The sequence below is a fragment of the Streptomyces sp. CNQ329 genome (assembly GCF_000482585.1).
Genome location: NZ_AXVU01000004.1, coordinates 141,037 through 167,875 on the forward strand (window position 1 = coordinate 141,037; position 26,839 = coordinate 167,875).

Below are 26,839 nucleotides of genomic sequence, written 5' to 3' on the forward strand. Positions count from 1 at the left end.
CAGATCGATCACCTAGGACCGATGAGCTCGGCGCATCTCGCCGAGTGGGACGGTGGATGCGGAGAGCACCCGCTCCACGGTGGCCGCCAGGTCCGCCGCGTACGGCGCGAGCTCGCTTTCCTGGGAGACCTCCGAGATGATCTCGAACCCGGTGCTGTGCTCCTCGACGGTCACCATCGCCGGCCGGGGCATGGCCCGGCGCGGCATCGCCACCGGTGTGGTCGCGAACCCGAACAGGTCCTCCTGGCCCTCGTGCGCGTAGTCGAAGGCGATGAGAGCGGCGGGTGTCCGGCGGTAGCGCCGGTCCTGCAGCAGGCGGTACAGGCCGGCTGTGGCGTTCGAGGTGTCCACGAGCTGTGTCTGTACGTCCAGGGTCACGTCCGCCGGGCTGCGATCGTCGGGAAGCTCCATGAGGACAGGTAGCTGGTCCACGCAGAAGCCGACGAGCGGCTTGCCGGCGTAGTGCGGTTGTCCGGTGCGGTGGGCCACCATGATCGCCCGCGGAGCCCCCGTCAGCAGCGACGACGCCACCGCCACGGCCGACAGCGCGGCGGTGTGCATCGTGGACCGGCCGGCGCGCGACAGACTCCGGAGGTCCGCCAGGCTCTTCGCGGAGAACGAGTCGACCCGGGTGACCGGCGCGAACGGCCCCGGGCCTTCGACCATGCGGCCCGCCGTCCAGAACTCGTCCAGCCTCGGCCGCCACAGCGCGGCGTTCGCCTCGAACTGCGCGTCCTCCTCGGCTCGCTTGAACCGGGCGTACTCCAGGAAGCCGGCGGGCGCCGGGAGGGCCCGGCTCGCCGCGTCACCCAGGTAGCAGGCCGACAACTCCGCCCACAGAACCTCGAACGACCACCCGTCCACGACCGCGTGCGGCGCGGTCGCCTGAAGGAACGAGGCATCGCCGGTCCGCACGAGGTGGAACTGGAACAGCGACGGGACCGACATGTCGACCGGCCGCTTCGCGAAACGGTCGAGGAGCGCCTCGATGTCCTCCGGCGACGCGTCGCTCATGGTGCACGTGGTCAGCTTCGGAACGGCGCGGGCGACGCAGTTCTGCGTCGCGCCGTCCTGGTCGAATCCGAGCCGCATCGCCTCGTGCCGTTCCGCGACCGCGGCGATGGCGGCCGCCAACCGCTTCTCGTCGATCGCGCCGTCGATCCGGCGCACGTCGGACATGCGGTACGAGGCCTCGCGCTCGCCGCCCAGTTCGCTGCTCATCCACAGCAGCTTCTGGCCGTCGGTGAGCGGAGCCTGCCCGACGACCGGCGAAGGGGCTTCGGGGCCCGGTGGCCGAGGTGGCTGCGGCCGTGCGGGCGGGGCCCCTGCCCCCGTCCCCGGCCAGAGGCCGCTCGCGGCGATCTCGGCCGCGGTGTCGGCGACGGTCCGCACGATCCGCTCGCAGTCCGCGTCGTCGTGTGCGGCGCTGAGGAAGCAGGTGCGCCCCTCCCACACGTACACGCCACGGCTGAGCAGCCCGAGGAAGAACATGTCCTCCGCTCGCTCGGAGCCGCCGACGTTGATGCGGAACAAGGACGAGAAGTTCTCCACGGTGACCGGATAACCGTGCGCGGCGGCGTGTGCGTTGATCGCCTCGGCCATGTCCGCGGTCCGCCGGGTGAGGTCGGCCTGCAGCCGGGGCGACTCCTTCTTCAGATGTCCGACCATGTGCTGCGCGACGGCCATCGCCATCGGCTGTTTGCTGAACGTCCCGGAGAACACCATGCTCGGTCGCTGCGGCAGTCCGGCGTCCCCCTGCCGCCAGCGACCGCCGTCGATGGGCGCCATGAACTCCGCGTCGCCCGCGATGACCCCGAGGGGCATGCCGCCACCGATGACCTTGCCGTAGGTGACCAGGTCCGGACGGACACCGAAGTATCCGGCCGCACCGGCCGGATGGCACCGGAAACCGGTGATGATCTCGTCGAAGATCAGTGCGGCGCCCACGTCGCTGGTGAGCGTGCGAAGCCGCCGCAGCAGCTCCGCGGGCTGGTAGCCGGGGCGCCGGCTCTGGACCGGCTCCACCAGCACCGCCGCCAGCCGTTCGCCGTAGGACTCGAGCACGGGGATCGCCGACTCGTCGTACGGGACGGCGATGACGTCCTGAACCATGCCGGCCGGCGTGCCCCGGCCGAGGGTCGTCGTCTCACCGGGCAGCCCACCGGCCCGGGGAGCGACCAGCACGCCGTCGAAGGTGCCGTGGAACGACCCGGTGAACACCGCGAGCAGATCTCTCCCGGTCTTGGCGCGAGCCGCGCGCACCGCGGCCATGACCGCCTCGGTGCCCGAGGTGGCGAAGCCGACCCGGTCGACCCCGGTCAACGACGCGATGCCGCGGGCGACGTCTCCCGCGGTCGACGACTGCGGGCCCAGCAGCAGTTCGGAGGGCTCGAAGGAGCGCAGCGCCCGCGTCACCGGCTCGGACGCGTGTCCCAGCATGGTGACGCCGAAGCCCATGCACAGGTCGAGGTACTCGCGCCCGTCCACGTCGACGAAGTGTGAGCCCTCGCCTCTGACCCCGACCACCGGGTAGCTCACCTCGCGGCGGCCCGTGCGCAGCGAGAACACCACGTTCCGCTGATCGACGAGCGTGTACCGGTCCTCCTCGGTGACTCGTTTCGACACCGGGGTACGCCGGAGCCGCTCCTGCTCCTCCTCCGTCGGGAGCCCGGACGTCTCGTCGGGCCGGTGCTCGGGCTCGGACCGCGGCGCCGGCGCGGAGACCTGCGCGGGGGCCGGAGTGGGAGCCGGAGCGGGGGCCGGCTCCCGAGCCGGGGCGGGCGCGGGCGCGTCGCCCGACGGGCGCCAGCTCGCCGGCACGAGACCGGTGAGGTGCTCGGCCAGGAGGGCGGGCGAATCCCGCTCGAAGTACAGCAGACGGACGTCGACGGCGACCTGGAACTCGGCCGACAGCGCGTCCGCAAGCTGAATCAGCAGGAACGAGTCGTACCCGACGTTGATGAAGGACGTGCTCGGCGACACCTCCGACAGCGTGAGTCCCACCAGCTTCGCGACAACCTGCCGGATACCCAGTTCGACGCTGTCACGGTCGGCGGTCCCCGGAGGCTGCTCCGGCAAGGACTCCGGCCGACCGGAAGCGGTGGCCGGGACTGGTTCCGCCGGCATGGGCTCGTGCCCCTCCTCGTTGCGTGCGTGAGCGTGGTTCCGGTCGACGCCGTCCCGGTCGGTCCCGTCACGGTCGAACGCGTAGGTGGGGGCGTGGACGACGACACTCCTCGCACCGTCCGCGCGCTCGGCGGTGGACGGGAGCGCCCGGTCGTGCCCGGCCGTCCAGGCCGTCGCGAGCAGCCGGGCGCGCGAGCTCGCGTCGAACCCCGTCTGCCGCCCGGTGGTCATGGCCACCGCGCCGGCACCGAAGACGTCCTTGACGAACGGGGTGACGCCCGTGCCCGAATCCAGAACGACGGCGAGGTCCGCGCCGTCCGCGTGCAGCGCGCTCAGCGCGTCGGCGAACCGGACCGTCCGGACCAACTGGCCGGCCCAGAACCCGGGGTCCCGGGCGGTCGCCTCGTCGATCGCGCCGCCGGTCGTCGGCGACGTCAGCCGCAGTGCCGGGGGCCGCAGGTCGATCTGGGACCAGATCGCGGTGTACTTCTCGGTGAACGGCTCCAGGACCGTGCTGTGGAAAGGGTGCGCGACAGGAATCCTGACCGAGGCGACCCCCCCGGCCCGCAGCTCGGCCGCGACCGCCTCGATCGCCTGCGCCTCACCGCTGAGGACGCAGTCCCTGGCACCGGGCACGATCGCCAACGACACCCGGTCGCTGAGGTACTGGGCGGCCGAGTCCTCGGTCAGCCGTACCCGGATCATCTCCCCGGGCGGGGCCCCTTCCAGGATGCGGGCACGCTCGGTGAGCACGGTCGCGGCATCGGCCAGGGTGAGCACTCCGCCGACCACACCGGCGGCCAGTTCGCCGATGCTGTAGCCGCACAAGGACGTGGGCCGGATGCCGTCGGCGAGCAGCGATCTCGCGATCGCCACGGACCGGACGAGCATCGCGAGCTCGGTGATCCTCGGCGTGGAGGGCTCCCCCGCGCCGGTGAGCAGGGCCGCCACCAGCGGCCGGTCCTCGGCCGCCAGGCTCGACAGAGCCTCCGAGAACGAGTCGGCGAACCCGTCGATCTCCTCTTTCGCCGCCGTCAGGTCACCGAGCGTGCTCCCCTGCCCGGGGAAGACGAGAACGGTGTGAGGCTTCTTCTTCGCCCGCCGGACCCCCGTCCGCCACGTGCTGATCTGCCCGTCCTGCTTGACCACGACGGTGGCCTGCCGGTGGGCGAGCACCCGCCGGCCCGTCGACATCGTGTGCGCGAGCCGGCCCAGGCGTTCCGGCTCCTCGGTGGCGAAGTCCGCCACGCGGTCCATCGTTCTCTCGGCGCTGCGCGCCGACGCGGCGCTGACGGGGAGCACGTACGCACCGTCGGCCGGCGGGTTCGCCGGCTCGCGCACCGGCGCCTGTTCCAGGACGACGTGCGCGTTGGTGCCGCCGACCCCCATCGAGCTGACCCCGGCTCGTCGCGGATGTCCGCCGTCCGCCCAGGACCTCACGTCCGCCGGCACGAACATCCTGGAGTTCGCCGTGATCCTCGGATTCAGCCGCTCGAAGTTCGCGACCGGAGGGATCCGGCCGTGGTGGACGACGAGCGCGGCCTTGATCAGGCCGACGACGCCGGCCGCCGCACCGAGATGCCCGACGTTCGCTTTGACGGCGCCGATCGCGCACGGCGCGCCCTCGGTGCCGAGGGCGCGTTCGAGGCCCGCCCACTCGACGACGTCCCCGATCTCGGTCGCGGTTCCGTGTGCCTCGACGTAGCCGATGTCGCCCTTTGCCACGCCCGCCGCGGTCAGCGCCGCGGAGATGACCTGGCTCTGCTGCTGCACGCTCGGCGCCGTGAACCCGGCCTTGCGCCTGCCGTCGTTGTTGATCGCGCTGCTGCGGATGACGGCGTGGATCTCGTCTCCGTCGGCGAGCGCACGGTCGAGTCGTTTGATCACCACCGCGCCCGCCCCGCTCGCCGAGATCGTGCCGTCGGCGGACGCGTCGAACGGACGGCATCGGCCGTCCGAGGACCAGATGCTGCCCGGCTGGTGGTAGTAGCCCGCCCGGTGCGGGTGCTCGACGTTCACTCCCCCGGCCACGGCCACGTCGGAATCACCGGACAGCAGGCTCTGGCCGGCGAGGTGCAGCGCGACCAGCGAGCTGGAACAGGCGCTCTGCACCGTCAGGGACGGACCGCGCAGGTCGAGGGCGTAGGCGATCCGGGTGGACAGGAGGTCATGGTCGATCAGCGACACCCAGTTGACCGCCTCCGACGACATGAGCGGCCTCGTGGCATCGCCCCACCTGGGGTCGCCGATGCGCTCCAGGACCGGGATCGGCGAGCCGGCTCCACCGGCCGCGAAGAGACCGATCCTGCCGGAGTTCCGCAACGGGTCGCAGGCGGCGTCCTCCAGGGCCTCGAGGACGACCTCCATCATGACGCGGTGGTTGACGTTCACAGCCTGGGCTTCACCGGCGGTGATGCCGAAGGCGGCGTGGTCGAACTCGTCGTGATCCTCAAGCGGCGCGGCCACCGGCACGTAAGGGTGTCTCACGTCCGGGGGAAGGACGATTCCCTCGCGCCGGCGATCCTGCTCGCTGACCTCCACCATGCCTGTCGCGCCGGCCTCGACGTTGGCCCACAGTGCACGGTAGTCGGCGGCGCCGGGGACGCGGCACGCCATGCCCACGATGGCCAGCGGTTCACGCATCCGCCTCTCCCCGCACTCCACCAGCCCGACGACCGGCCGGAGGCAGAACCTCCGGGATCCCGAGCGAGTCCATCGCCGTTTCGGAGTGCGTCAGCAACATCGCCAGGATCTCCTGATACGCGTCGCAGTAGTCGCGGGAGAGCCGGGGCGAGTAGGCGCGCAGCGCGTACTGCCAGTCCAGAGCGATGCCGGCCTCGGTGATGTCGCAGACGACCCCGAGGTCGAAAGGCCCCTGCGAGGTGCGGGCGACGCGCTCCGACAACGTGCCCTCGCCGAGGGCCAGTCCACCGCTGGCGCCGGCGGAGAACGTCGTCCGGACCAGTTCGGTGCCGGCGGGCGATCCGTCCGCTCGCCACAGATCCGCCACCTTGCTGAACGGCAGGTCCTGGTTGTCGATGGCGTCCAGCAGGTTCATCGACACCTCGCGCAGTGCTGCGGCGAACGTGCCCGACAGGTCGATCCGCGCGCGCGTCACGGCCATGTTCGTGAGCATTCCCACGGTGCGTGCGAACTTCGGGGTCCGGCAGCTCGTCGCGGTCCCGACGCACACGTCGCCGTCGCCGGTGGCGGCGGCGGTCATGACACTCATCGCGCACAGCAGAACGGAGAACGGTGTCGATCCCGCGCGGCGCCCGTACGCCACCACCTGGCCGGCCAGCGCATCGTCGAGCGTCGTCGACAGGAGTGTCGTGGACAGATCGCCGTTCTCCGGCGCCGCCGGACTCCCCTCCGCTGCCCGGGAGTCTCCGGGCAGGACGCTGCCGGCGGCGCCCGAGAGCCCGCCGACCCAGGACTTCAGGTCGTCGCGGGTCATGTCGCCGGCGAGGGCCGCGAGCTGGTCCGTCACGAAGGCGGAGTATCCGGGCGTGACCGGCGCGAGCTCCGGCGTCGTGCCCGCCCGGGCCGAGCGGTACAACTCGCCGAAATCGTCGACGACGAGCGCCATCGAGCTGCCGTCGCAGATGATCTGATGAGCGGAGAGGACCAGCCCTGTCCGGCTGTCCGACAGGAGCACGGCGGTGAGCCTGATCGCCGGCCGGTCGGTGAGGTCGAACGTCGTGTTCGTCGCGTCGGCGATGGCGCGTTCGAACCGCTCGGTCTGCGCGGCCCCGGACAGCTCCCGGAGATCGAGCACCTCGACCGGGGCGTGCGCCGGATCGGGGCCGACGACCTGTACGACGGTACCGTCCACCTCGCGGAAGGTGGTTCGCAGGGACTCGTGGCGGCGCGCCGTCTCCTCAAGGGCGTACGTGGCGGCGGCGACGTCGAAGGTACCGTCGAAGAGATAGACCTCCGGCATGATGTACGCCGTGCTCCGGGGGTTCTGCCGCCAGAAGCGCCAGAACTGCTCCTGGAGCGGCCCGAGCGGGACGATGCGCTCGCCCACCTCCGTGCTCGTCAACTGACGTCCCCGATGAGCTTGCAGAGGTTCCGCGTGGTGCGTGCCTGGAAGAAGTCCCGCAACCGCACCCGGACGCCGAGCTCTTCGCGGATCTGGGCGAGGATGTTCAGCGAGTCCAGCGAGCCGAGGCCCAGCGTGAAGAACTCGTCGTCGAGCGAACACGGGGCGTCCGTCATCGACCGCACGATCGCGATCACCCGTTTCTCGACCTCGGTCATGCCGGACTCGTCGGGCTTCTCGTCCCGGGCTCCGGTCTCGGCCGGCTTCACCAGTCGCGCCAGTGCCGGGACGTCCGCCTTCCCGCGTTCGGTCATCGGCATGGACTCCACGCGCCGGACCACGGCGGGCACTTCGTAGCCGGGGAGCTCGCCGGCCAGGTGGTCCCGGACACTGGCCTCCTCCCCCGCTTCGGCCACGCCACGAGCACCGACGTAGCAGGCGACGAGCACGGGGGCCGGGGCGTCGCGGTCCACGAACGCGACCGACTGGGCGACAGCGGGATGCCGGTTGAGGACCGTCGAGATCTCGGACAGTTCGATCCGCCGTCCGCTGATCTTGACCTGGTCGTCCGACCGCCCGTGGAAACTGTAGGTGCCCTGCGGCGACACCTTCGCGAGGTCGCCGGTCCGGAACAGCCGGGAGCCCGGCGGACCGGAGGGGTCCGGGATGAATCGCTCGGCGGTCAGCCGGGGATCGTTCAGGTACCCGCGCGCCACGCCCGCGCCGCCCACGTACAGGTATGCCGGCTCGCCGTCGGTCGCCGGGTCGAGGTCGGCGTTGCGGTAGAGGTGGATCCGCGTCCCGGGCAGGGGTTCGCCGATCGGCGCTTCCTGGAACCCGTCGTCGGTCACCCGGCCGCCCGTCGCGGCGACCGTCGTTTCCGTGGGACCGTACTGCACCACGACGCACTGGCTCGCGGCCAGTTGGCGCACGACGCCGTTGGGCACCGCCTCGCCGCCGATGAACGCCAGTCGCACGGCGGAGTCGCCGGGTACGTAACCCGCGGCCAGCAGCCCGGAGTACCAGGACGGCACGCCGCTGAGGACCGTGACCTTGTGCTCGGCGATGCAGTCGATGTGCTCCTGCCACGAGCCCTCGGTCAGATCCGGCGCGACGACGAGCTCGGCACCCGCCGCGAGGAGCAGGACGGGCCGCAGCGACGCGTCGAAGGCGAAGTCGGCCGAGAGCAGCACCCGCAGGTCGGTCTCGTCGTGCACACCCGGCTGCTTCACCAGGTCGCGGAGGTACCGCGCGTAGTTGTCCAGCGCCCCGAACTCGACACAGACCGCCAGCGGGGTACCGGTGGAGCCGGACGTGCAGATGACGTAGGCCAGATTGCGCTCGGTCGCGCTCACCCCGTCGGCCCGGGCACGGCCTTCGCGCAGGCGCCGGGCAGACAGCCCCGACTCACCCGGCATGCCACCGTGCGCGCCGTCGGACGCCTCCAGAGCGAAGGTGGCCACCTCGGCGAGGACGCGCTCACGCCGCCGCTCGGGCCACTTCACGTCGACCGGCAGGTACGCCGCACCCGTCATCCAGATGCCGAGCATGGCGATGATCGAGTTGCCGCCCCGGGGCAACACGGTTGCCACCACGTCTTCCGGGCCGGCCCCCTGCGCGCGCAACTGATCGTGGAGATCGGTCACCTTCGCCATGAGTTCGCCGTAGTCGAGCAGTCCTCCCCCGGAGCGGACCGCGGGTCGGCGCGGTTCACGTGCGGCGATGTCGCCGACCTGTTCCAGTACGGACAGTCCACTCACAGGCAGCCTTCCCCTAGGTCGCGAAGTCTCCGGGCGGCGAGTCGTCACGGGAAACCCACGATATAAGATCACCCCCCGCTGGCCGGACGATATGCTGCCGCACGGATCAACACCCCGAAAAGGAGCCCCTCCCGCCATGCGACGCATCCCCGAGCTAGGCGCGGGCGCAGTCGATCACCGCTCGGCCAGCAGGTATCTACTGTGGCTCGTCGGGCGTCAAAAGGCCAGCACGGCCTGGGGGATGGTGACTTCCGCGGTGTGGAACGCCGGCCAGGCGTTCATTCCGGTCGCCATCGGCCAGTCCCTGGACCAGGGCATCGCCGGCCGCGACAGCGGCGACCTGGTCTTCTGGTCCGTTGTCATCCTCCTGCTCGGCGTCGTGAGAGCGGCCGCGGGGATCGCGTTCTACCGGCAGACGGTCGTCAGCCGCACCGTGTCCGCCGGCCTGACGGTCCAGGCGGTCACGCGGCACGTCACGAAGCTCGGGGGCTCGCTGCCGCGAGGGCAGGACGCCGGCAACCTGACCGCGACGGTAACGTCGGACGTGACCACGATCGGCAACGGACTGCTCCACGCCGGCCGGGTCCTCGGTTCGATCGTGGCCGTCATCGTGGTCACCATCTTCATGCTCACGATCTCGGTGCCGCTCGGGCTGATGGTCCTGGTGCTGGTTCCCGCGCTCCTCGCGCTCAGCGGACTTCTGCTGCGCCCCCTGTACCGGAACCAGGACGCGTACCGGTCTCAGCAGGGACGGCTGGCGGCCAGGGCCGTCGACATCGCCTCGGGACTGCGGGTGCTGCGCGGGGTCGGCGGCGAGAGGCAGTTCTCGACGGCCTTCCACACCGATTCCGCACACCTGCGTGCCGCGGACACCGAGGTGGCCCGGGCCGAGGCGAATCTCGAGGCGGCGCGCATCCTCATGCCGGGCCTGATCGCCGCGATCACCACCTACATCGCGGCTCTCTTCGCGCTCGACCAGCAGGTGACGATCGGTCAGATGGTCGCGTTCTACGCGTTCGCGGTCTTTCTCGCCCTCCCCCTCAACGACATCATGGAAGGCGCGAAGCAGGTGACCCAGGCGCTGGTCTCCGCCGGCCGTGTCACGGCGCTGCTGAACACCGAGGCGCCGGACCGGACGCGGCCGGCGGTGGCCACCGGGACGAACGGCGCGGCCCACCTGGTCGACCGGACCTCGGGGCTGGAGGTCCCCCCGTCGACCCTGATGGCGGTCGCGTGCGCCGAGCCGTCCTCCGCCGAGCTGATCGCCCGGCGGTGGGCCCGCTACGAGGGCTCCGGCGATGTCACGTTGGACGGCGAGCCGCTGGCTTCGCTGCCGCTGTCCGTCATACGTTCCCGGGTGCTGCTGGCACGCAACAGCGACCGGTTCTTCGGCGGCACCATCAGGCACGAGATCGCGCCGGCCGCCTCGCCGGAACAACTCGCGGCCGCGTTCGAGATCGCCTGCGCGGCGGACATCATCGACTCGCTTCCGGACGGCTCCGACACGCGGATGCGTGGGCGGGGCAGAACGTTCTCGGGTGGCGAGCTGCAACGCCTGCGACTGGCCCGCGCGATCCTGGCCGGCGCCGAGATCACCTTGCTCGTCGAGCCGACCAACGCCGTCGACGCCTACACCGAGCACACCGTCGCGGCCAATCTGGCCAGGTACCACGAGGCTCTCGCGGACGGCCGGAGCACGGTCGTGTTCACGGTGAGCCCGTTGTTGCTGCAGCATGCCCGGCAGGTCGCCTACGTCGCCGACGGCCGAGTGGTCGCCACGGGGTCGCACAGGGAACTACTGGCGACCCATTCCGCGTACGGGGACCTGATCAGGCGCGAGGACGCACTGGAGGCCGGCCGATGACCGCGCGCACGCTCCCCGTGGCCGGCGAGAAGACGGTCCGCCGCTTTGTGTGGACGCTGGTGCGAGGCCACAAGCGGGAACTGGCACTGGTGCTGGTGCAGTACGGGTTGGCCGCGACCAGCGGTCTGGTCGGGCCCAGACTGCTGGGCGCCATGGTTCAGGCCGTACGCGACGGCACGACGGCCGGCCACGTGACGGTCCTCGCGGGCGCCCTGCTGGGGTTCATTCTCCTGCAGGTCTTCCTGATCGGCGTCGCCTTCCGCTCGGCGGGCAGGCTCGCCGCGACGGTCCTGGCCGAGATCCGCGAGAAGTTCGTCGACGATGTGCTCGAACTTCCCCTCGCCGTCGTCGAGACCTCCGACGACGGCGATCTGGTGACGCGGGCGTCGCGCGACGTCGACATGCTGCGGCGCACCATGCAGTTGGCGGTACCTCAGGTGACCGAGGCCGTGGTGTGGGTCGTGCTCAGTGTCGGCGCTCTCCTGCTGGTGTCGTGGCAGCTCTCGTTCGCGCTGCTGGTGATCGCGCCGCCGCTCGTGCTCGTCAACCGGTGGTATCTGAACCGCAGTTACACCGCGTACCTGCGCGAGGCCGAAGCGTCGGCACGCATCACCGAGGGCCTGAGCGCCACCGTCGCGGGAGCGTCGACCGTCGAGGCGTTCGGCCTGGAGGCCGACCGCATGCGCCACACCGTCGAGGACACCCGGTCCTGGTACGGCGCCGTCGGCAGGACGCTGCGGTTGCGCAGCGTCCTCTACCCGGTCGAGGAGTTCCTCTTCGTCGCGCCGCTGGCCGTGGCGCTGCTGCTCGGCGGGTTCGCCTACGACCATGGCTGGGTCAACCTGGGCCAGGTCACCGCCGCGACGCTGTACATCCTGCAGGCGATGGTTCCCCTGGAAGTCCTGCTCGACTGGGTGCCCACGCTGCAGCAGGGGAAGGTCTCACTGGCGCGTCTGCTCGGCGTCGCGGACGCGGAGACGAAGCCGGCAGCGACGAAGCGGGAGAGCGTCATCTCCTCGGCCGACCTGTCCACGAGTGCCCTTCGGTTCGGCTACGAGGACGGGCCGGACGTGCTGCACGGGATCGACCTCACGGTGCGGCCGGGTGAGCGGCTCGCCATCGTCGGCCAGACCGGGAGCGGCAAGTCGACGCTCGCCCGCTTGCTGTCCGGGGTCTACCACCCGCGTGCCGGCAGCGTGCGTATCTCCGGGGTTCCGCTGCACGAGATTCCGCTGCACGAACTGCGCCGGCACGTCATGCTGGTCACCCAGGACCACTACGTCTTCGGCGGCTCGCTCCGGGAGAACCTCGAAATGTCCACCTCCCGGGCCGGCCGGGACGTGCGGGCGCAGCCCGACGACCTCGCGCTGTGCACGGCCCTGGAAACGGTCGGCGCGAGCGAATGGCTCGCCGGGCTTCCGGAGAAACTGGACACCGTGGTCGGCGCGGGCGGGGAGTCCTTGACGGACGCGCAGGCGCAACAGCTTGCCCTCGCCCGGCTGTTGCTGGCGGATCCACCGGTGGTCATCCTCGACGAAGCGACCTCGCAGATAAGCCCGGGCCCGGCCCGCAGCCTTGAGCGGGCGCTCGCGACCGTGCTCGAGGGTCGCACGGTCATCGCGATCGCGCACCGCCTGCACACGGCCTACGACGCGGACCGGATCGCCGTGATGGAGCACGGGCGGCTCGTCGAGATCGGTTCCCATCAGGACCTTCTCGAGCAGGGCGGCACCTACGCCCGGTTGTGGTCAAGCTGGCTCTGACTCCGCGTCTTCGAGCCGGGAATTGCAGTGGGAAACGAACTCCTCGATCGTTGCGTACTCCAGCAACTCGACGACGTCCGTTGCGATGCCCAGGACCGATTTCAGTTCGTCGACCAACTTGATCAGCAGAAACGAGTTTCCCCCGACGTCGAAGAAGCTGGTGACCGTGTCGATCTCGGAGACATCCACCCCGATCACGTCTGCCCACACCTGGGCAATATCTCCTTCGTGCACCGCCATCGTCGGCAACCTCCTGCGCTTCCCGGCCCGGTCGGGGCTCCCGTCACGAATGTAGCCGGAGCGCCGGGGTGACCCCGCAGTCGGCCTTCCACCCCCGACGCTCGACACCGTCGCATCCTACGCCGAAGATCACCGGGTGTCGCCGGGTTGGCGAGGTGCCCACGTTGTTCTGCCCTGGGGGGTTATGGACGGCGGCGGCAGCCGATCGCGGGAATACGCGGGTCACCATCCCTCTTTCTGCGCCCTGGCCTCATACAACAGAACGGCCGCCGAGACGGAGACGTTGAGCGAGTCGGCATTGCCGAGCATCGGCACGAACACCCGTTTGAAGTCGGGCTGGTTCCACGCCTTCGGAATCCCGTACTTCTCGGCGCCGAGAACAATCGCCGTGCGGCCCTTCCCGTAATCGTGCTGCCGATAGTTGCGCGAGTTTCTGGTATCGCTGAGATACACCTCGACGTCCCACTTGCGCAGCCACGCCACGGCGTCCTCGACCTGGTCGAACTCGATGATGGGCGTCGTCAGCAGCATTCCCTGACTGGCCCGGAACACCTTCGGGTGCGTGAGTCGAGTGCGGCGGTTCGTCAGCACCAGGCAATCACCGCGACAGGCGTCGAAGGTGCGGATGAGGGTGCCCAGGTTGCCGGGGATCTCCATGCCATCGGCGACGATCACCAGCGCGTTCGGCGGCAGCCGCACCTCCTCCGGGGTATGCCTCGGGAGAGCCGCAAGCGATACCAGCCCATCCGGCCGGTCCCGCTCGGAGATGCGCTCCAGCGTCTTCGCTGATATCTGGTAAGCCGACTGAGCGCGGTCCATGAGCTGTTCGGCGCGTTTGCGGGCCTCGTCACCGTAAGCGGCTTCCGGGCACCAGAAGAACGCATCGATGGTCACGTCATTGTCGAGCAGCAGGTTGTGCGCCCACAGACCTTCAGCGACGAAGAGCTTGTGCGGGTTCGGTGCCGAGTTCCTTTGGATCGACACGATCTGGCGAATCCGCGGATGCTGCGCCCCGATGTGTTGCAGTTTCACCATCGTCCTGTCGCCGCTCCATCAGTGCCGGAACGGCTCATGCTAACGCACCGTCCACAACGCCAAGACGCCGTTCCCCGTTCGGTATACCACCCTGCCGCGCGGTCGCCGGCCGCACTGCCCGGTCCTCTCGTGCCGGCCCCGTGGCGAGCCGGGGTGGGCGGTGTCCCGGGGACACGCCCGTCCGCGGGACGGTCAGCCGTAGTGCGCCCGGGTGCGGGACTTGGCCGCCTCCGGGGCTCCGGCGCGGTCCAGGCCCAGGAGTGCCGCGCCCAGCACCGGCGGGGCGGTGACCACCCGGGGGACCGCCTTCGGGGCGCGGGTCGTGAGCAGCGTGCGGATCCGGTCGTCCAACTGCGCGTGGCCCGCGGCCAGGACGCTGCCGCCGAGCACCACGGGCACCTCCTCGTCCATCAGGCCGAGCCGCTCCAGCGCCACCGCGGCCAGCGCCACCACCTCGTCGGCCTGCCGGTCCACGAGCGACCGCGCCACCGGATCGCCCGCGGCGGCCACCGCGAAGAGCAGCGGCGCCAGCCGCCGGGTGCGCGCCACCGGGATCGTGCCCAGGTGGACGCCCTCGATCAGCTCGTGCATCGTGCCGAGGCCGAAGTGCGCGGGCAGCTCCGTGGCCAGGGCGGTCGGCTCGCCGCGGCCGTCCTCGGCCCGCGCCGCGTACCAGACCGCCTCCGCCGCGAGACCCGCGCCGCCGCCCCAGTCGCCGGAGAGCTTGCCGAGGGCGAGGAACCGGTGGGTGCGGCCGTCGGGAAGCAGCCCGGCGCAGTTGATGCCGGCGCCGCAGACGACGGCGACGCCGCGCGGCTCGGCGCCGGGCGGAAGGCCGGCGCGCAGCAGGGCGAACGTGTCGTTGTGGACGGCGACCGTACGGCCCCACCCCCGCTCCCGGAGCGCCGCGGCGATGGTGCGCTCCTCGACGGGCAGGTCGACGTTGGCCAGGCACGCGGAGACGTGCGCGGCGACCGGCCCGGAGCCGGGTGCGGCCGGGACCCCGGCCCCGCCCGGCGCACCGGAGCCCTCCGGCCCGCCGGTGGCGCTCCGTACCGCCCCGGCCACCGCCTCCGCCAGCACGTCGACCGCCGCCGCCACCCCCGTCGCCGGCGGCCGGAAGCCGCCGCTGCGCCCCTGCCCCAGCACCGTGCCGTCCGCCGCGACCAGCGCCGCGTCCGTCTTGCTGTTCCCGGCGTCGATCGCCAGCACAGCCGCTGCCCGCCCCGGGCTCAGGCCCACGGCAGGTGTTCCCGGTTGTGCGCGATCAGTGCGTCCGTCAGCCGCTCGGCGCGGTTGTACTGCCCGATGAGCGGGTGCGCGAGCAGCGCGCGGAAGACACGCTCGCGCCCGCCGTGCAGCGCCGCCTGGAGCGCCAGGTTCTCGTACGCCGTGGTGTGCGCGACGAGGCCGGCGAAGAGCGGGTCCAGCTCGCGGACGGCCAGCGGCCTGGCCCCTTCGGCGGTGACCTCCGCCTGCACCTCGACGACCGCGTCGTCGGGGAGGAACGGCAGCGTGCCGCGGTTGGCGGTGTTGACGACCTGGACGGCGCCGGCCGCCCCGCCCAGCAGGGACGCGGCGAGCGCGACGGCGGCCTCGGAGTAGTACGCGCCGCCGCGCTTCGACAGCAGCTCCGGCTTGGTGTCGAGCGCCGGGTCGGCGTACATCCGCAGCAGCTCGGCCTCCATCCCGGCGACCTGCGCGCCCCGCGTGGGGCCCTCCCGCTGGTCGCGCACGACCTGGTCGTGGACGTAGAAGTAGCGCAGGTAGTACGAGGGCACGACGCCGAGGCGGGTCAGCAGTTCGGGCGGGAGGCGCAGGTCCGCGGCGATCCGGGCGCCGTGCTCACCGATCAGCTTGGGCGTCACGTCGACGCCGCCGGGGCCGCCGAGGCGCACGGCCAGCTCCCAGGTGAGGTGGTTGAGGCCGACGTGCTCCAGGTGGACGTCCGCGGGTGGGGCGTCCAGGAGTCGTGCGAACGTCCGTTGCAGATGGATGGCCACGTTGCACAGGCCCACCGCGCGGTGCCCGGCCTGCAGCAGCGCGCGGGTGACGATACCGACGGGGTTGGTGAAGTCGATGATCCAGGCGTCGGGGGCGGCCTTGCGGACCCGTTCGGCGATGTCGAGCACCACGGGCACGGTGCGCAGCGCCTTGGCGAGACCCCCCGCGCCGGTCGTCTCCTGCCCGACGCAGCCGCAGTCCAGCGGCCACGTCTCGTCCTGCTGCCGCGCCGCCTGCCCGCCGACGCGCAGTTGGACGAGCACGGCGTCGGCGCCCTCGACACCCTCCTCGAGGCCGGCGGTGGTGACGACCCGCCCGTCGTGGCCCTGCCGGGCGAACATCCGCCGCGCCAGGGCGCCGATCAGATCCAGCCGCTCCGCGGCGGGGTCGATGAGTACCAGTTCGTCGACGGGCAGCGTCTCGCGCAGTCGCGCGAACCCGTCGACCAGCTCGGGCGTGTAGGTCGAGCCGCCGCCTACCACTGCGAGTTTCACCCTGTGCCTCCTGTCAGCGTGCCGCCCTCGATGAAGGCTTTCCGGGCGAAGAAGAAGACCACGAGCACCGGGGTCATGACCAGGACGGTAGCCGCCGTGGTGAGGTTCCGGTCGGTCTGGTGGGCGTCCTTGCACGACTCCGGTCCGTAGCTCAGGGTCCACCGGCCAGGGTTCTCCGAGGCGTGGATCTGCGACCCGAAGGAGCCGTTCCAGCAGGAGAAGAAGGGGAGGAGGGCGGCGGCGCGGGCGCGTGGGCGGGTCGGGGGCATGGTCGTCGTACCTCCTCGGCGGGTGGGGAGTGACGCGGGGCGTGCGGCGGGCCGGCGGAAGCGCGAAGCGGGCAGGCGTGGTGGGGCCGGGCGGGGTCAGCGGGCGGTGGTGTCGAAGACCTCGTCGCGGGTGGCGGCAAGCGCGGTCTCCAGGGCACCGGTGAGGACGGGGTGCCGCTCGACCGCGCCGGTCACCAGGCGCGGCCGGGGTGCGGCCAGCTCGGCCAGCTCGGCCTGGACGAGCGCACGCAGCCGGTCGCCGCCCGCGGTGAGCACGGCGCCGGAGAGCACGATGAGCTGAGGGTCGAGGACGGCGACGACGGAGGCGAGGCCGACGGCCAGACGCTGCGCGAACCGGTCGAGCAGGCCGGCGTGGCCGGGTACCCCGGGCTCGGCGGCGGCGCGGGCGACGAGGCCGGCGGCGATCTCGGCGTGGCTCCCGCGTCCCGGGGTCAGGCCCAGCTCGCGGGCGAGGGGGGCGAGCGCCTGGGCGCCGGCCAGCTCCTGGAAGCCGCCGCTGTTGGCGCGGGTGACCTGGCGTACCAGGGTCGCGCCGGGCACCGGCAGGAAGCCGACCTCACCGGCGCCGCCGGTGCTGCCGCGGTGCAGCCGGCCGCCGATGACGACGGCGGCGCCGAGGCCCTCCTCGTTCCAGAGCAGCACGAAGTCGTCGTGGCCGCGGGCGGCGCCGCGGCGCTGCTCGGCGACGGCGGCGAGGTTCACGTCGTTGTCGTACGCGACCGGCATCGGCAGGGCGGCGGCCAGCTCCTCCAGGAGCGTCGGCGCGTGCCAGCCGGGCAGGTGGGAGGCGTAGCGCAGGCGACCGGTACCGGGGTCGAAGGCGCCGGGGGTGCCGATGACGGCCCGGTGCAGCTCGGCGCGGGTGAGCCCGGCGTCCTTGGCGGCGCCGTCGACGGCGCGGACGACGCGGCGCACCGTCCCCTCCGCCGCGGCGCCGCCGGTGCGCTTGGCGGTGGCCAGTTCGTACGAGCCGACGGTGCGCCCGGTGACGTCGGCGACGGCCGCGCGGATCCGGGCGGCGGTGACGTCGAGCCCGACGACGTGGGCGACGGTGGGGTTGAGGGCGTAGAGCTGGGCGTTGGGTCCCGGGCGGCCCTCGCTGGTGCCGGTGGCGATCACCAGCCCGGCCGCCTCCAGCCGGGCGAGCAGCTGCGAGGCGGTCGGCTTCGACAGGCCGGTGAGCTTGCCGAGCCGGGTGCGCGAGAGCGTGCCGTGGTCGAGCAGCAGCTCCAGCGCGGCGCGGTCGTTCATCGCGCGCAGCGTCCCCGGGCCACCGGCCATGGGTGTCACCTCTCACCGGTCCGGACACGTGCCGTACCGCTCGCCGGGAATGGTTAGGAAACTTTCCTATCGGAGTCCGGCGAAAATAGTGCCGCCGGCGGGGCACGTCAAGGGGAACGGGCGAAACGCGGGCCGGTCCGCCCGCCGCGGCCGGGGGCCGGGGCTACTCCCCGCCACCACCGCCGCCCGAGGATGCCGGCTGCTGCACGATCGTGACCCGCTCGGTCCGTCCCGGCACCGTCGCGCCGGGCGGTATGTCCGACATGACGGTCCCGGCCGCGAGCAGCGCCTCGCGGATCCGCCAGCGCAGCTCGCGCTCGACCCCGATGGACTTCCCCGGCATCGTCTTGACCTGCACCTGGAGGGTCGCCGTGCCCTGCGAGACGGCGGTGAGACCGAGCACCTCGACCTCGCCCCACAACTGCTCGCTCCACGGCTCGGTCCGGCCGAACTCCTCGCCGGCGGCGGCGATCACGTCGCGCACCCGGTCCAGGTCCTCGCCGGCCGCCACGGGCACGTCGACGACGGCCGTCGCCCAGCCCTGGCTGAGGTTGCCGATCCGCTTGACCTCGCCGTTGCGCATGTACCAGATCGCCCCGTTGTCGCCGCGCAGCTTGGTCACCCGCAGCCCGACCTCGATCACCTCGCCGGTGACCTCGCCGACGTCGATGGTGTCACCGACCCCGTACTGGTCCTCGACGAGCATGAAGATGCCGGAGAGGAAGTCCATGACGAGGTTGCGGGCGCCGAAGCCGAGCGCGACGCCCGCGACGCCCGCGCTGGCCAGCAGCGGCGCCAGATCGATGTCGAGCGCGGACAGCACGGTCAGGGCGGCTGTGCCGAGGATCACGAAGGAGGCGCTGCTGCGCAGGATCGAGCCCAGTGCCTCGGATCGCTGTCTGCGTCTCTCGTGGTTGACGAGGAGGCCGCCGAGCGCGGTGCCGTCCACGGCGTCGGCGGTGCGCGTCATCCGCGTGATCAGCTTGGTGATCATGCGCTGGACGACGCGGCGCAGCACGTACGCGATCACCACGACGAGCAGGATCCGCAGGCTCACGCCCAGCCACGAGGCCCAGTTCTCCTGGATCCACCCGGCCGTCTCCTCCGCGCTCTTGCGCGAGTCCTCGAGCGGGGTCGGGGAAGGGCTCTCGGCAGCCGGGCGGACGGTGGCGAACACGGCGTGGAACCTTCCGTTCAGGGGTGGACGCTTCCCCTACGCCCGGCGGGCGTGGGGCACCCCCGACCCTACCCGCCGCTCCGGCCTGCCTCTTTGCCGATTCTTTACCTATGCGGCGACGTCCGGCGCCCGCCGCGGGGCGGTCCGGCGGGGCACGTGTTGCGGTCCGGTTACCGCCCGCGCGGGCAGGCGTAGGGCGGGGCCGAAAGGGGGATCAACATCACGGGGCGCGGCCGTGGAACCTTGCCGGGCGGTTGGCCCGTTTACCTGATCGTGGTGGCGCGGAGGCGGGGGTGCAGGACACACTGTTGACCAGATCGTCCCGGCGCGAGCCACGCGCCGCCGGCGTACAAGGAGGCACCGTGCCGCACGTCCTCGTCCTCAATGCTTCATACGAGCCGCTCGGCGTCGTGCCGCTGCGCCGCGCGCTCGTGCTGGTGCTGAACGGCAAGGCTGTGAGCCTGGAGGAATCCGGTGCCTTTCTCCACAGCGCCACGCGGGTGATAGCGGCGCCAAGCGTCGTGCGGCTGCAGAGGTTCGTACGGGTCCCCGTCAGGGGGCCCGTTCCGCTCACGCGCCGGGCGCTCTTCGCCCGCGACGGGGGACGCTGCGCGTACTGCGGCGGGGTGGCCACGAGCGTCGACCACGTGATCCCGCGCAGCCGCGGCGGACAGCACCGCTGGGACAACGTGGTGGCGGCCTGCCGCCGCTGCAACCACGTGAAGGCCGACCGGCCCATCCATGAGCTGGGCTGGCGGTTGCGCCACCAGCCCGCGCCGCCGTCCGGACTGGCGTGGCGGATCATCGGGACAGGGCATAGGGACCCGCGCTGGTTGCCCTACCTGCAGCCATACGGCGCGGACGAGGCCCTGGCCCGGATCGACGGCATCTCTGCCTAGAACCGGGCCTTTGTTATGCCCGCCGTGACGCCCGCGGCCCCCTCCGCCGCGGCCCCGTGCCCCGGCTCTCCCCCCGGGGCGGGCAAGCCGGTCGGAACCGGAACCGAACGGGTGCTCTGCGCGTGAAGAAGGGCAGGATAGGAGCCTGAGCCCGCTCGCGCTGCGCGCTACGGTACCGATCCGAACAAGATCCCGGGAATCGCGGTGTGACGGCCTGACCGGGCCGCCATACTTGCCGACGTGCCCGGGGTGGACTGGACCCGCCCACGAACCGGGCGAACAGCCAGCGACCCAGGGGGAGGTCACGTGACGTACCCGCCGCCGGCCGGCAGCGCCGCGCCGCCGGAGCACCAGACCGCGCCTGCGTTTCCCGCGCAGGCCGGGCCGGACGGCCCACTCGCACCGCAGGCGGGCTCCCCCGCGGGCGGCTCCGCCGCACCGCCGCCGCCCGCCGCGCCACCGGGGCGGCGCTCCGCGTTCGCCGAGGGTCTCGACCGGCTGCGCGCCGCCGCGACCACCGAGCCGGGCCGGCTGCGGATCATCGGGGCGGTACTGGCGGCACTCGTCGTGCTCTTCGGGGCGCTGACCGCCTGGCAGGTGTCCGACCGGTCGGCGGCGGCCGACGACGTCATCAACCGCAGCCAGCCACTGAGCGCCGACGCCGCGGACATCTACCGCTCACTGGCCCGCGCCAACACCACCGCGGCCACCGGCTTCCTGGAGGGCGGGCAGGAGCCGCGAGCGGTGCGCGAGCGCTACGACGCCGACATCGAGCTCGCCTCGCAACTGCTGGTGAAGGCCGCGGCCAACTCCCAGGGCGCCGAGGCGTCCCAGAAGCAGATCGAGAAGCTGAACCAGGCGCTGCCGGTCTACACCTCGCTGGTCGAGACCGCCCGCGCCAACAACCGCCAGGGCCTGCCGCTCGGCGGCGCCTACCTGCGCTACGCGGACGAGCAGATGCGCGAGACGCTGCTGCCCGCCGCCGAGCGGCTCTACCTCGCCGAGACCGGCCAGTTGGAGAAGGACTACTCCGACGCCAAGTCGTGGCCGTGGGCCGCGCTGGTCAGCGGACTGCTCGCGCTCGGGGTGCTGTTCTGGGCGCAGCGCCGCCACTACCGCCGTACGAACCGGGTGTTCAACCACGGCCTGCTGGCGGCCTCCGCGGCCACCGTGATCGTGCTGCTCTGGCTCGCCGTCGGGCACACCTTCGCCCGCTCCGGTCTCGGCGACTCCGACCGGCACGGCGCCCAGTCGCTGCACGCGCTGAACGAGGCGCGCATCAACACCCTCAGGGCCCGCGCCGACGAGAACCTGACGTACGTCAACCGCGGCTCCGTCACCACCGAGGACGGTCTCGACAAGTACGAGGACAGCTACCTCAAGGGCATGCAGGAGCTGGCCGGCAAGAAGGCCGACGCCGAACAGGCGCCGGAGAACAGCCTGCTCGGCCGCGCCATGGAGCTGGCCGACGACGACCAGGGCCGCGAACCCATCGCCAAGGCGATGGACAACGTACGCGCATGGCGCGAGATGCACGGCGAGGCGCAGGACAAGAACGTCGCGGGCGACTACGAGGCCGCGAAGGACATGGTCATCGGCGGCGACGGGGAGGAGTCGACCAGCGAGTTCTTCGACGAGGTCGACGACAGCCTGAAGGTGGCCCTGGAGCACGAGCGGCAGGAGTTCACCTCGGCGGCCGAGGACGGGCGCGGGGCGCTCTCCGGCCTGTGGGCCGGCGCCGCGGTGCTCGCCGTGCTCGGGGCCGCGGGCGCGGTGTTCGGCATCGGCCGCAGGCTCTCGGAGTACCGGTGACGGCGAAGGGGGAGGCAGCCATGCGGACACCGAAGGCGACCAGGACGAGGCGGAAACTGCACGGCTGGGGCGGTGTGGCCGGGACGGCGGCGGCCGTCGCGCTGACCGCCGCGCTGCTGCCCGGCCTCGCGGGCGACGACCGGCGGGGCGGTGCGGCGGACGAGCGGGCCGCGGGAGGCGCGGTCGCGGCGCAGCCGGCGACGTCGAGCCAGGAGGAGTGCGAGACGCCGGAGGCGAGCCTGCGGCCGTCGGCGAACGCCTCCGGCGACGGCGTCGAGCGGATCGTCGACCGCGGATACCTGATCGCCGGCATCGACCAGAACAGCTACCAGTGGGGCTACCGCAACCCGCTCACCGGCGAGCTGGAGGGCTTCGACATCGACCTGGCGCGGGCCATCGCCGAGGAGATCCTCGGCGACCCGGAGGACGTCGTCTTCCGCTCCATCCCCACCAGCGAGCGCATCCCCGCGCTGCAGGACAAGCGGGTGGACGTCGTGGTGCGCACGATGACCATCAACTGCGAGCGCATCGAGCAAGTGGCGTTCTCCACCGAGTACTTCACCGGGGACCAGCAGGTGCTCGCGCCCGCCGACTCGGGCATCACCGGCTTCGACGAGTCCCTCGACGGCAAGCGCGTCTGCACCGCCGAAGGCTCCACGGGCCAGGGCGCCCTGGAGGAGGAGTCGTACGGCGCGGAGGTCATGCTGGTGCCGAACCAGCTCGACTGCCTGGTGCGGGTGCAGCTCGGCGAGGCGGACGCGGTCGTCACCGACAACGCGCTGGCGGCCGGCCAGGCCGCGCAGGACCCGTCGATGAAGCTGTTCGGCACCCTGAACCGCCCGGAGCCCTACGGCGTGGCGATGAACGAGAAGGACCACGATCTGGTGCGCCGCGTCAACAAGCTGCTCGAGGACTACCGCAAGGACGGACGCTGGATGGACTCCTACGACGAGTGGCTGGCCGACGCCATGCCGGGGATCGACCGGCCGCCCGCCCCCAAGTACAAGGACTGAGCGGGCTCACGCACCAACGGCACGACATCGGGCAGAGTACGGCAGCACGGAGGGAAACAGATGCCGCTCCCGCCACGGGGTTCGATGGACCGCGAGGAGGTCGATCGTGCGCTCGCGCGGCTGGGAGCCGAGCACGAGGCGATCGAGACCTCGCTGCTCGCGCTCCAGGACCACGCGGGACGCCGGCTCCTGGAGGGCGCCGAGCTGTCCGGTACGACCAAGGAACGGTGGGCCGCCGCCGAGCAGGCGATCTCGCTGCTCTGGGCGCACTTCGACGCCTACACCGGCGCGCTCGGCTCGGCCCGCGAGATCCGGGCCCGCCGCCGCTCTCCGGGGGCCGCGGAACTGGCTGAGCTGACGGCGCTGCTGCGCGACCACGGCGTCACTATCGCGCCGGGCGCCGCCGCCCTGCCCCGTACCGTCGCCGGGGGCTATCCGGCGTCGCTGACCGGCCCGGCCCGGCTGTCGGAGTCGCTGAAGCTCGACGAGCTGGTGGAGCGGATGAACCGGTGGTACGCGGAGGTGATCGACGTCGTCGCGGCGGCGGACTCCGTGTGGTCGGCGCTGCCCGCGCGCATCGACATGCTCGCCGCGGAGCTGCAGCGGACCCGTTCGCTGGCCCAGTCGGTCGGCGTGCGTTCCGGCGAGCACCCGGCGGGCGACGACCTGGAGCGGATCACCGCGGAGCTGGCGTCGCTGCGGGACGAGGTGGTGCGCGACCCGCTGGCGTTCTGGTCCCGGCCGGCGGGGCGCAGCCCCGGTGCGGCGCCGGGCGGCGGCACGCCGGACACCGCGCGCTACGACGCGGCGGCGCGCGGCCTGGAGGACGTGCGCCGGGAGATCGACGCCGTGCTGCACGTCCGGCAGGACGCGGAGGAGCGGCTGATCAGGGTGCGCGACGTGCTCTCGCGCGCGGACCGTACGCTCGGCGAGGCGCGGCGGGCGCGCGGCGAGGTGCTGGCGAAGATCGCGGCCTCCGAGGTGCCGGCGGTCAGCGGCCCGCCGACGGCGCTGAACGAGGAGCTGGCCAACGCCGTCGAGTTCCGCAGGCGCGCCCAGTGGCACCGGCTGTCACCGCTGCTGGAGAGTCTGGAGCAGCGGGCCGAGGAGGAGTTGCTGCGGGCGCGGGAGTCGCTGACGGCGGTGACCGCGCCGCTGGCCGTGCGCGCGGAGCTGCGTGGCCGGCTGGACGCGTACAAGGCGAAGGTGGCCCGGCACGGCTTCGCCGAGGACCGCATCCTGGTGGAGCGGTACGACGCGGCGCGCCGGCTGCTGTGGTCGGCGCCCTGTGATCTGATCGCGGCGGAGCAGGCTGTGCTGCGCTACCAGCGGGCCACGGCGGAGGTGCTGGCGGCGGCTCAGGGGCCACCGCCCTCGCGCGCTCGGCGCGCCGAGGGGGAGGACCGCCCCGGAGGCATGGCGTGAAGCCGGACGGAACGGAGTTGGGGGAGTCATGAGCAACACGCGGGCATGTCAGCGGCCGGGCTGCGGAGGCACGTACGAGGACGTCGGCGGCGGCGAGCTGTACTGCGACACCTGCGGGCTCGCCCCCGTCGTCTCGCCGGACGGGGTGGTCGGGTCGGCGCCCACCGGGGTGACCGGCCGCGGGCGCGGCAGCCGGGGCAGCTCGTCGAGCAGCTCCAGCGCGTCCAGCCGGTCGAGCAGCACCTCGCGGAGCAGTTCGCGGGCGTCGCGCCGGTCGGTCTCCGGGCGGCTGTCGCGCGCGCTGACCGGGGAGTCGACGGGCCGTTCGGTCTCGGTCAAGAGTTCCCGTACGTCCGCGGTGGCCTCCCGCGGCAAGCTGGGCGCGGGCCTGGTGTCGGTGCCGGAGGTGCCGCGGCCCGATCCGCGCACGGCGGTGCTGGCCAACCCCGAGGTGCCCGAGCGCAAGCGGTACTGCAGCCGCAGCGAGTGCGGGGCGCCGGTGGGCCGTTCGCGCAGCGGGCGGCCGGGGCGTACGGAGGGCTTCTGCACCAAGTGCGGGCAGCCGTACTCCTTCGTGCCCAAGCTCCAGGAGGGCGACATCGTCCACGGGCAGTACCAGGTCGCGGGCTGCCTCGCGCACGGCGGCCTGGGCTGGATCTACCTGGCGATCGACCGCGCGGTCGCCGACCGCTGGGTGGTCCTGAAGGGCCTGCTGAACACCGGCGACGAGGACGCCATCGCCGCGGCCGTCTCCGAGCGCCGCTTCCTCGCGGAGATCGAGCACGCGGGCATCGTGCGCATCTACAACTTCGTCGAGCACCTCGACCAGCGCACCGGCAGCCTCGACGGCTACATCGTCATGGAGTACGTCGGCGGCAAGTCGATGAAGGAGATCGCCAACGAGCGGCGCACGCCGGACGGCAAGCGCGACCCGCTGCCGGTCGAGGTGGCGTGCGCGTACGGGATCGAGGCGCTGGAGGCGCTGGGCCACCTGCACAGCCGCAACCTGCTCTACTGCGACTTCAAGGTCGACAACGCCATCCAGCAGGGCGACCAGCTCAAGCTGATCGACATGGGCGCGGTGCGCCGCATGGACGACGACGAGTCCGCGATCTTCGGCACCGTCGGCTACCAGGCGCCGGAGGTCGCCGACGTCGGCCCGTCCGTCGCCTCCGACCTGTACACGGTGGCCCGCACGCTGGCCGTGCTGACCTTCGACTTCCAGGGCTACACCAACGTCTTCGTCGACTCCCTGCCCGACCCCGACTCGATCGACGTCTTCAGCCGGTACGAGTCCTTCTACCGCCTGCTGGTCCGCGCCACCGATCCCGATCCGGCCCGCCGGTTCGCCTCGGCCGCCGAGATGTCCGAGCAACTGACGGGCGTGCTGCGGGAGGTCGTGGCGCTCCAGACGGGCAAGCCGCAGCCGGCGCTGTCCACGCTCTTCGGGGCGGAGCTGCGGGTGGTGGACACCGAGCTGTTCCCGCCGGCGACCGGCGAGACCTCGCAGCTCGGCGCCCGGGCGGTCAGCAAGCGCGAGCGCGCGGCGCGGGCCGCGGCCAACGGGGCCCCCGCGCTGCCGGCCGCGCAGGGCGTACCGCCGCTGTTGCCGGGCGGCGCGCAGGGCATGGGCACGCAGGTGGCCCTGCCCGCGCAGATCGCGGACACGCTGCCGCTGGACTCCCCCGCGGCGGCGCTGGCGCTGCCGGTGCCGCGGGTGAACCCGGGCGACCCCAACGCCGGCTTCCTCGCCGGCCTGATGGCGTCCGCGCCGGCGGAGCTGACCGCGGCGCTGGCCAACGCGCCGACCGACTCCGTCGAGCTGCAACTGCGCCGGGTCCGCGCCCACCTGGAGCTGGGCGACCTGGCCGCGACCGGCTCGGCGCTCGCCGAGCTGGGCACGCAGCACCCCGACGACTGGCGGATCGTCTGGTACCGCGGTCTGCAGGCCCTGGCCACCCGGGACTTCGAGACCGCGGCGCTCTCCTTCGACGCGATCTACGACGCCTTCCCCGGCGAGCCCGCGCCGAAGCTGGCGCTGGGCATCTGCGCCGAGGTGCTGGGTCAACTCGACAACGCCACCGAGTACTACCGGTTGGTGTGGACCACCGACCCGGCCTACGTCAGCGCTGCGTTCGGGCTCGCAAGGGTGCGGCTCGCCGCCGCCGACAGGGCGGGTGCGGTACGGGCGCTGGAGTCCGTACCGGAGGCGTCGATCCACTACACCGCGGCGCGCGTCGCCGCGATCAGAGCCCGGCTGCGCCAGCGCGCCCCGCAGGAGCCCCTGCTGACAGACCTGCAGGCCGCCGGAGCGCAGGTGGAACGGCTCCAGGACATGGGCCTGGACGCGGGCCGCAGAGCGCGGCTCTCCACCGAGGTGCTGGGCAGCGCGCTGGACTGGGTGCTGACCGGCCGCACCGGTGCCGGTACGGGCCCTGCCGCCCACCCGGGTCCGCCGCAGCCGCTGCTGGGCTGTGCGCTGGATGAGGACGGGCTGCGGCTCGGTCTGGAAAACTCCTTCCGGGTGCTGGCCCGTCTCGCACCGCACGGCCATGAGCGGATCGACATGGTCGAACGGGCCAACCGCTACCGGCCGAAGACCTGGGTATGA

17 protein-coding genes and 1 pseudogene are annotated in these 26,839 nt (G+C 72.4%); 7 read left to right on the forward strand and 11 right to left on the reverse strand.

From position 1 onward, the window contains the following. Positions 1 to 12: 12 nt before the first annotated feature. Genes I003_RS34140 through I003_RS0103185 form a run of 3 tightly spaced genes read right to left on the reverse strand, consistent with a single transcriptional unit; the run spans position 13 to position 8,931 of the window. Positions 13 to 5,769, reverse strand: a complete 5,757-nt coding sequence (locus tag I003_RS34140; RefSeq protein ID WP_027770168.1) for a type I polyketide synthase — start codon at positions 5,767 to 5,769, stop codon at positions 13 to 15. After that, positions 5,762 to 7,171 carry a condensation domain-containing protein gene (locus tag I003_RS0103180; protein WP_027770169.1) on the reverse strand — a complete coding sequence of 470 codons (1,410 nt, stop codon included), beginning with the start codon at positions 7,169 to 7,171 and terminating at the stop codon, positions 5,762 to 5,764. Before I003_RS0103180 ends, I003_RS34140 begins: the two co-directional genes overlap by 8 nt. After that, positions 7,168 to 8,931: a non-ribosomal peptide synthetase gene (locus I003_RS0103185; protein ID WP_027770170.1), complete on the reverse strand. Its 1,764-nt coding sequence runs from the start codon at positions 8,929 to 8,931 to the stop codon at positions 7,168 to 7,170. Before I003_RS0103185 ends, I003_RS0103180 begins: the two co-directional genes overlap by 4 nt. Before the next feature lie 241 nt (positions 8,932 to 9,172). Between I003_RS0103185 and I003_RS35900 the strand changes: the two genes are divergently transcribed. After that, on the forward strand, positions 9,173 to 10,795 hold the full coding sequence (locus I003_RS35900) for an ABC transporter ATP-binding protein (protein WP_158688933.1): 1,623 nt from the start codon (positions 9,173 to 9,175) through the stop codon (positions 10,793 to 10,795). Next, on the forward strand, positions 10,792 to 12,558 hold the full coding sequence (locus I003_RS0103195; protein WP_027770171.1) for an ABC transporter ATP-binding protein: 1,767 nt from the start codon (positions 10,792 to 10,794) through the stop codon (positions 12,556 to 12,558). The genes I003_RS35900 and I003_RS0103195 overlap by 4 nt, the downstream gene beginning before the upstream one ends. On the opposite strand, the gene I003_RS31385 is transcribed toward I003_RS0103195, so the two are convergent. From I003_RS31385 to I003_RS0103230, 7 genes and pseudogenes are all read right to left on the reverse strand, one after another. Further along, entirely contained in the window at positions 12,544 to 12,798 is a 255-nt protein-coding gene (locus I003_RS31385) for an acyl carrier protein (RefSeq protein ID WP_037719947.1), read from the reverse strand. The two genes, I003_RS0103195 and I003_RS31385, sit on opposite strands and share 15 nt — an antisense overlap. A gap of 222 nt (positions 12,799 to 13,020) precedes the next feature. Then, on the reverse strand, positions 13,021 to 13,833 hold the full coding sequence (locus I003_RS0103205; RefSeq protein ID WP_027770172.1) for a TrmH family RNA methyltransferase: 813 nt from the start codon (positions 13,831 to 13,833) through the stop codon (positions 13,021 to 13,023). Between the two features lie 192 nt (positions 13,834 to 14,025). Continuing rightward, positions 14,026 to 15,075 (reverse strand): BadF/BadG/BcrA/BcrD ATPase family protein, encoded by a 1,050-nt coding sequence (locus I003_RS0103210; RefSeq protein ID WP_027770173.1) that lies wholly within the window; start codon positions 15,073 to 15,075, stop codon positions 14,026 to 14,028. Continuing rightward, positions 15,066 to 16,331 (reverse strand): 6-phospho-beta-glucosidase, encoded by a 1,266-nt coding sequence (locus I003_RS0103215; RefSeq protein ID WP_027770174.1) that lies wholly within the window; start codon positions 16,329 to 16,331, stop codon positions 15,066 to 15,068. The genes I003_RS0103210 and I003_RS0103215 overlap by 10 nt, the downstream gene beginning before the upstream one ends. Then, positions 16,328 to 16,576, reverse strand: a pseudogene (locus I003_RS0103220) (carbohydrate ABC transporter permease); the annotation flags it as partial. The gene I003_RS0103215 and the pseudogene I003_RS0103220, both read right to left, overlap by 4 nt. A 120-nt stretch (positions 16,577 to 16,696) precedes the next feature. Next, positions 16,697 to 17,902 (reverse strand): ROK family transcriptional regulator, encoded by a 1,206-nt coding sequence (locus tag I003_RS0103225; RefSeq protein ID WP_027770176.1) that lies wholly within the window; start codon positions 17,900 to 17,902, stop codon positions 16,697 to 16,699. Positions 17,903 to 18,065: 163 nt separating this feature from the next. Then, the gene (locus tag I003_RS0103230; protein ID WP_027770177.1) at positions 18,066 to 19,079 is read right to left on the reverse strand and encodes a mechanosensitive ion channel family protein; all 1,014 of its coding nucleotides are present in this window, start codon (positions 19,077 to 19,079) and stop codon (positions 18,066 to 18,068) included. A 362-nt stretch (positions 19,080 to 19,441) separates the two neighbouring features. Here I003_RS0103230 and I003_RS0103235 point away from each other — a divergent pair, with 362 nt between their 5' ends. The 4 genes from I003_RS0103235 to I003_RS31390 all read left to right on the forward strand — a co-directional run bounded on the left by I003_RS0103235 (position 19,442) and on the right by I003_RS31390 (position 24,228). After that, entirely contained in the window at positions 19,442 to 19,978 is a 537-nt protein-coding gene (locus tag I003_RS0103235) for an HNH endonuclease (protein WP_027770178.1), read from the forward strand. A gap of 306 nt (positions 19,979 to 20,284) precedes the next feature. Continuing rightward, entirely contained in the window at positions 20,285 to 21,790 is a 1,506-nt protein-coding gene (locus tag I003_RS0103240) for a hypothetical protein (RefSeq protein WP_027770179.1), read from the forward strand. Between the two features lie 20 nt (positions 21,791 to 21,810). Next, positions 21,811 to 22,803, forward strand: coding sequence for a glutamate ABC transporter substrate-binding protein (locus I003_RS0103245; RefSeq protein ID WP_051368068.1), 993 nt, complete (start codon positions 21,811 to 21,813; stop codon positions 22,801 to 22,803). Between the two features lie 84 nt (positions 22,804 to 22,887). Beyond that, positions 22,888 to 24,228, forward strand: coding sequence for a hypothetical protein (locus I003_RS31390; RefSeq protein ID WP_051368069.1), 1,341 nt, complete (start codon positions 22,888 to 22,890; stop codon positions 24,226 to 24,228). A 48-nt stretch (positions 24,229 to 24,276) separates the two neighbouring features. Here the strand turns inward: I003_RS31390 and I003_RS36675 are convergent, their stop codons facing one another. Continuing rightward, on the reverse strand, positions 24,277 to 24,567 hold the full coding sequence (locus I003_RS36675) for a hypothetical protein (protein ID WP_486584068.1): 291 nt from the start codon (positions 24,565 to 24,567) through the stop codon (positions 24,277 to 24,279). 19 nt (positions 24,568 to 24,586) lie between these two features. On the opposite strand from I003_RS36675, the gene I003_RS0103260 reads away from it, so the two are divergent. Next, positions 24,587 to 26,839 carry a tetratricopeptide repeat protein gene (locus I003_RS0103260; protein ID WP_037719953.1) on the forward strand — a complete coding sequence of 751 codons (2,253 nt, stop codon included), beginning with the start codon at positions 24,587 to 24,589 and terminating at the stop codon, positions 26,837 to 26,839.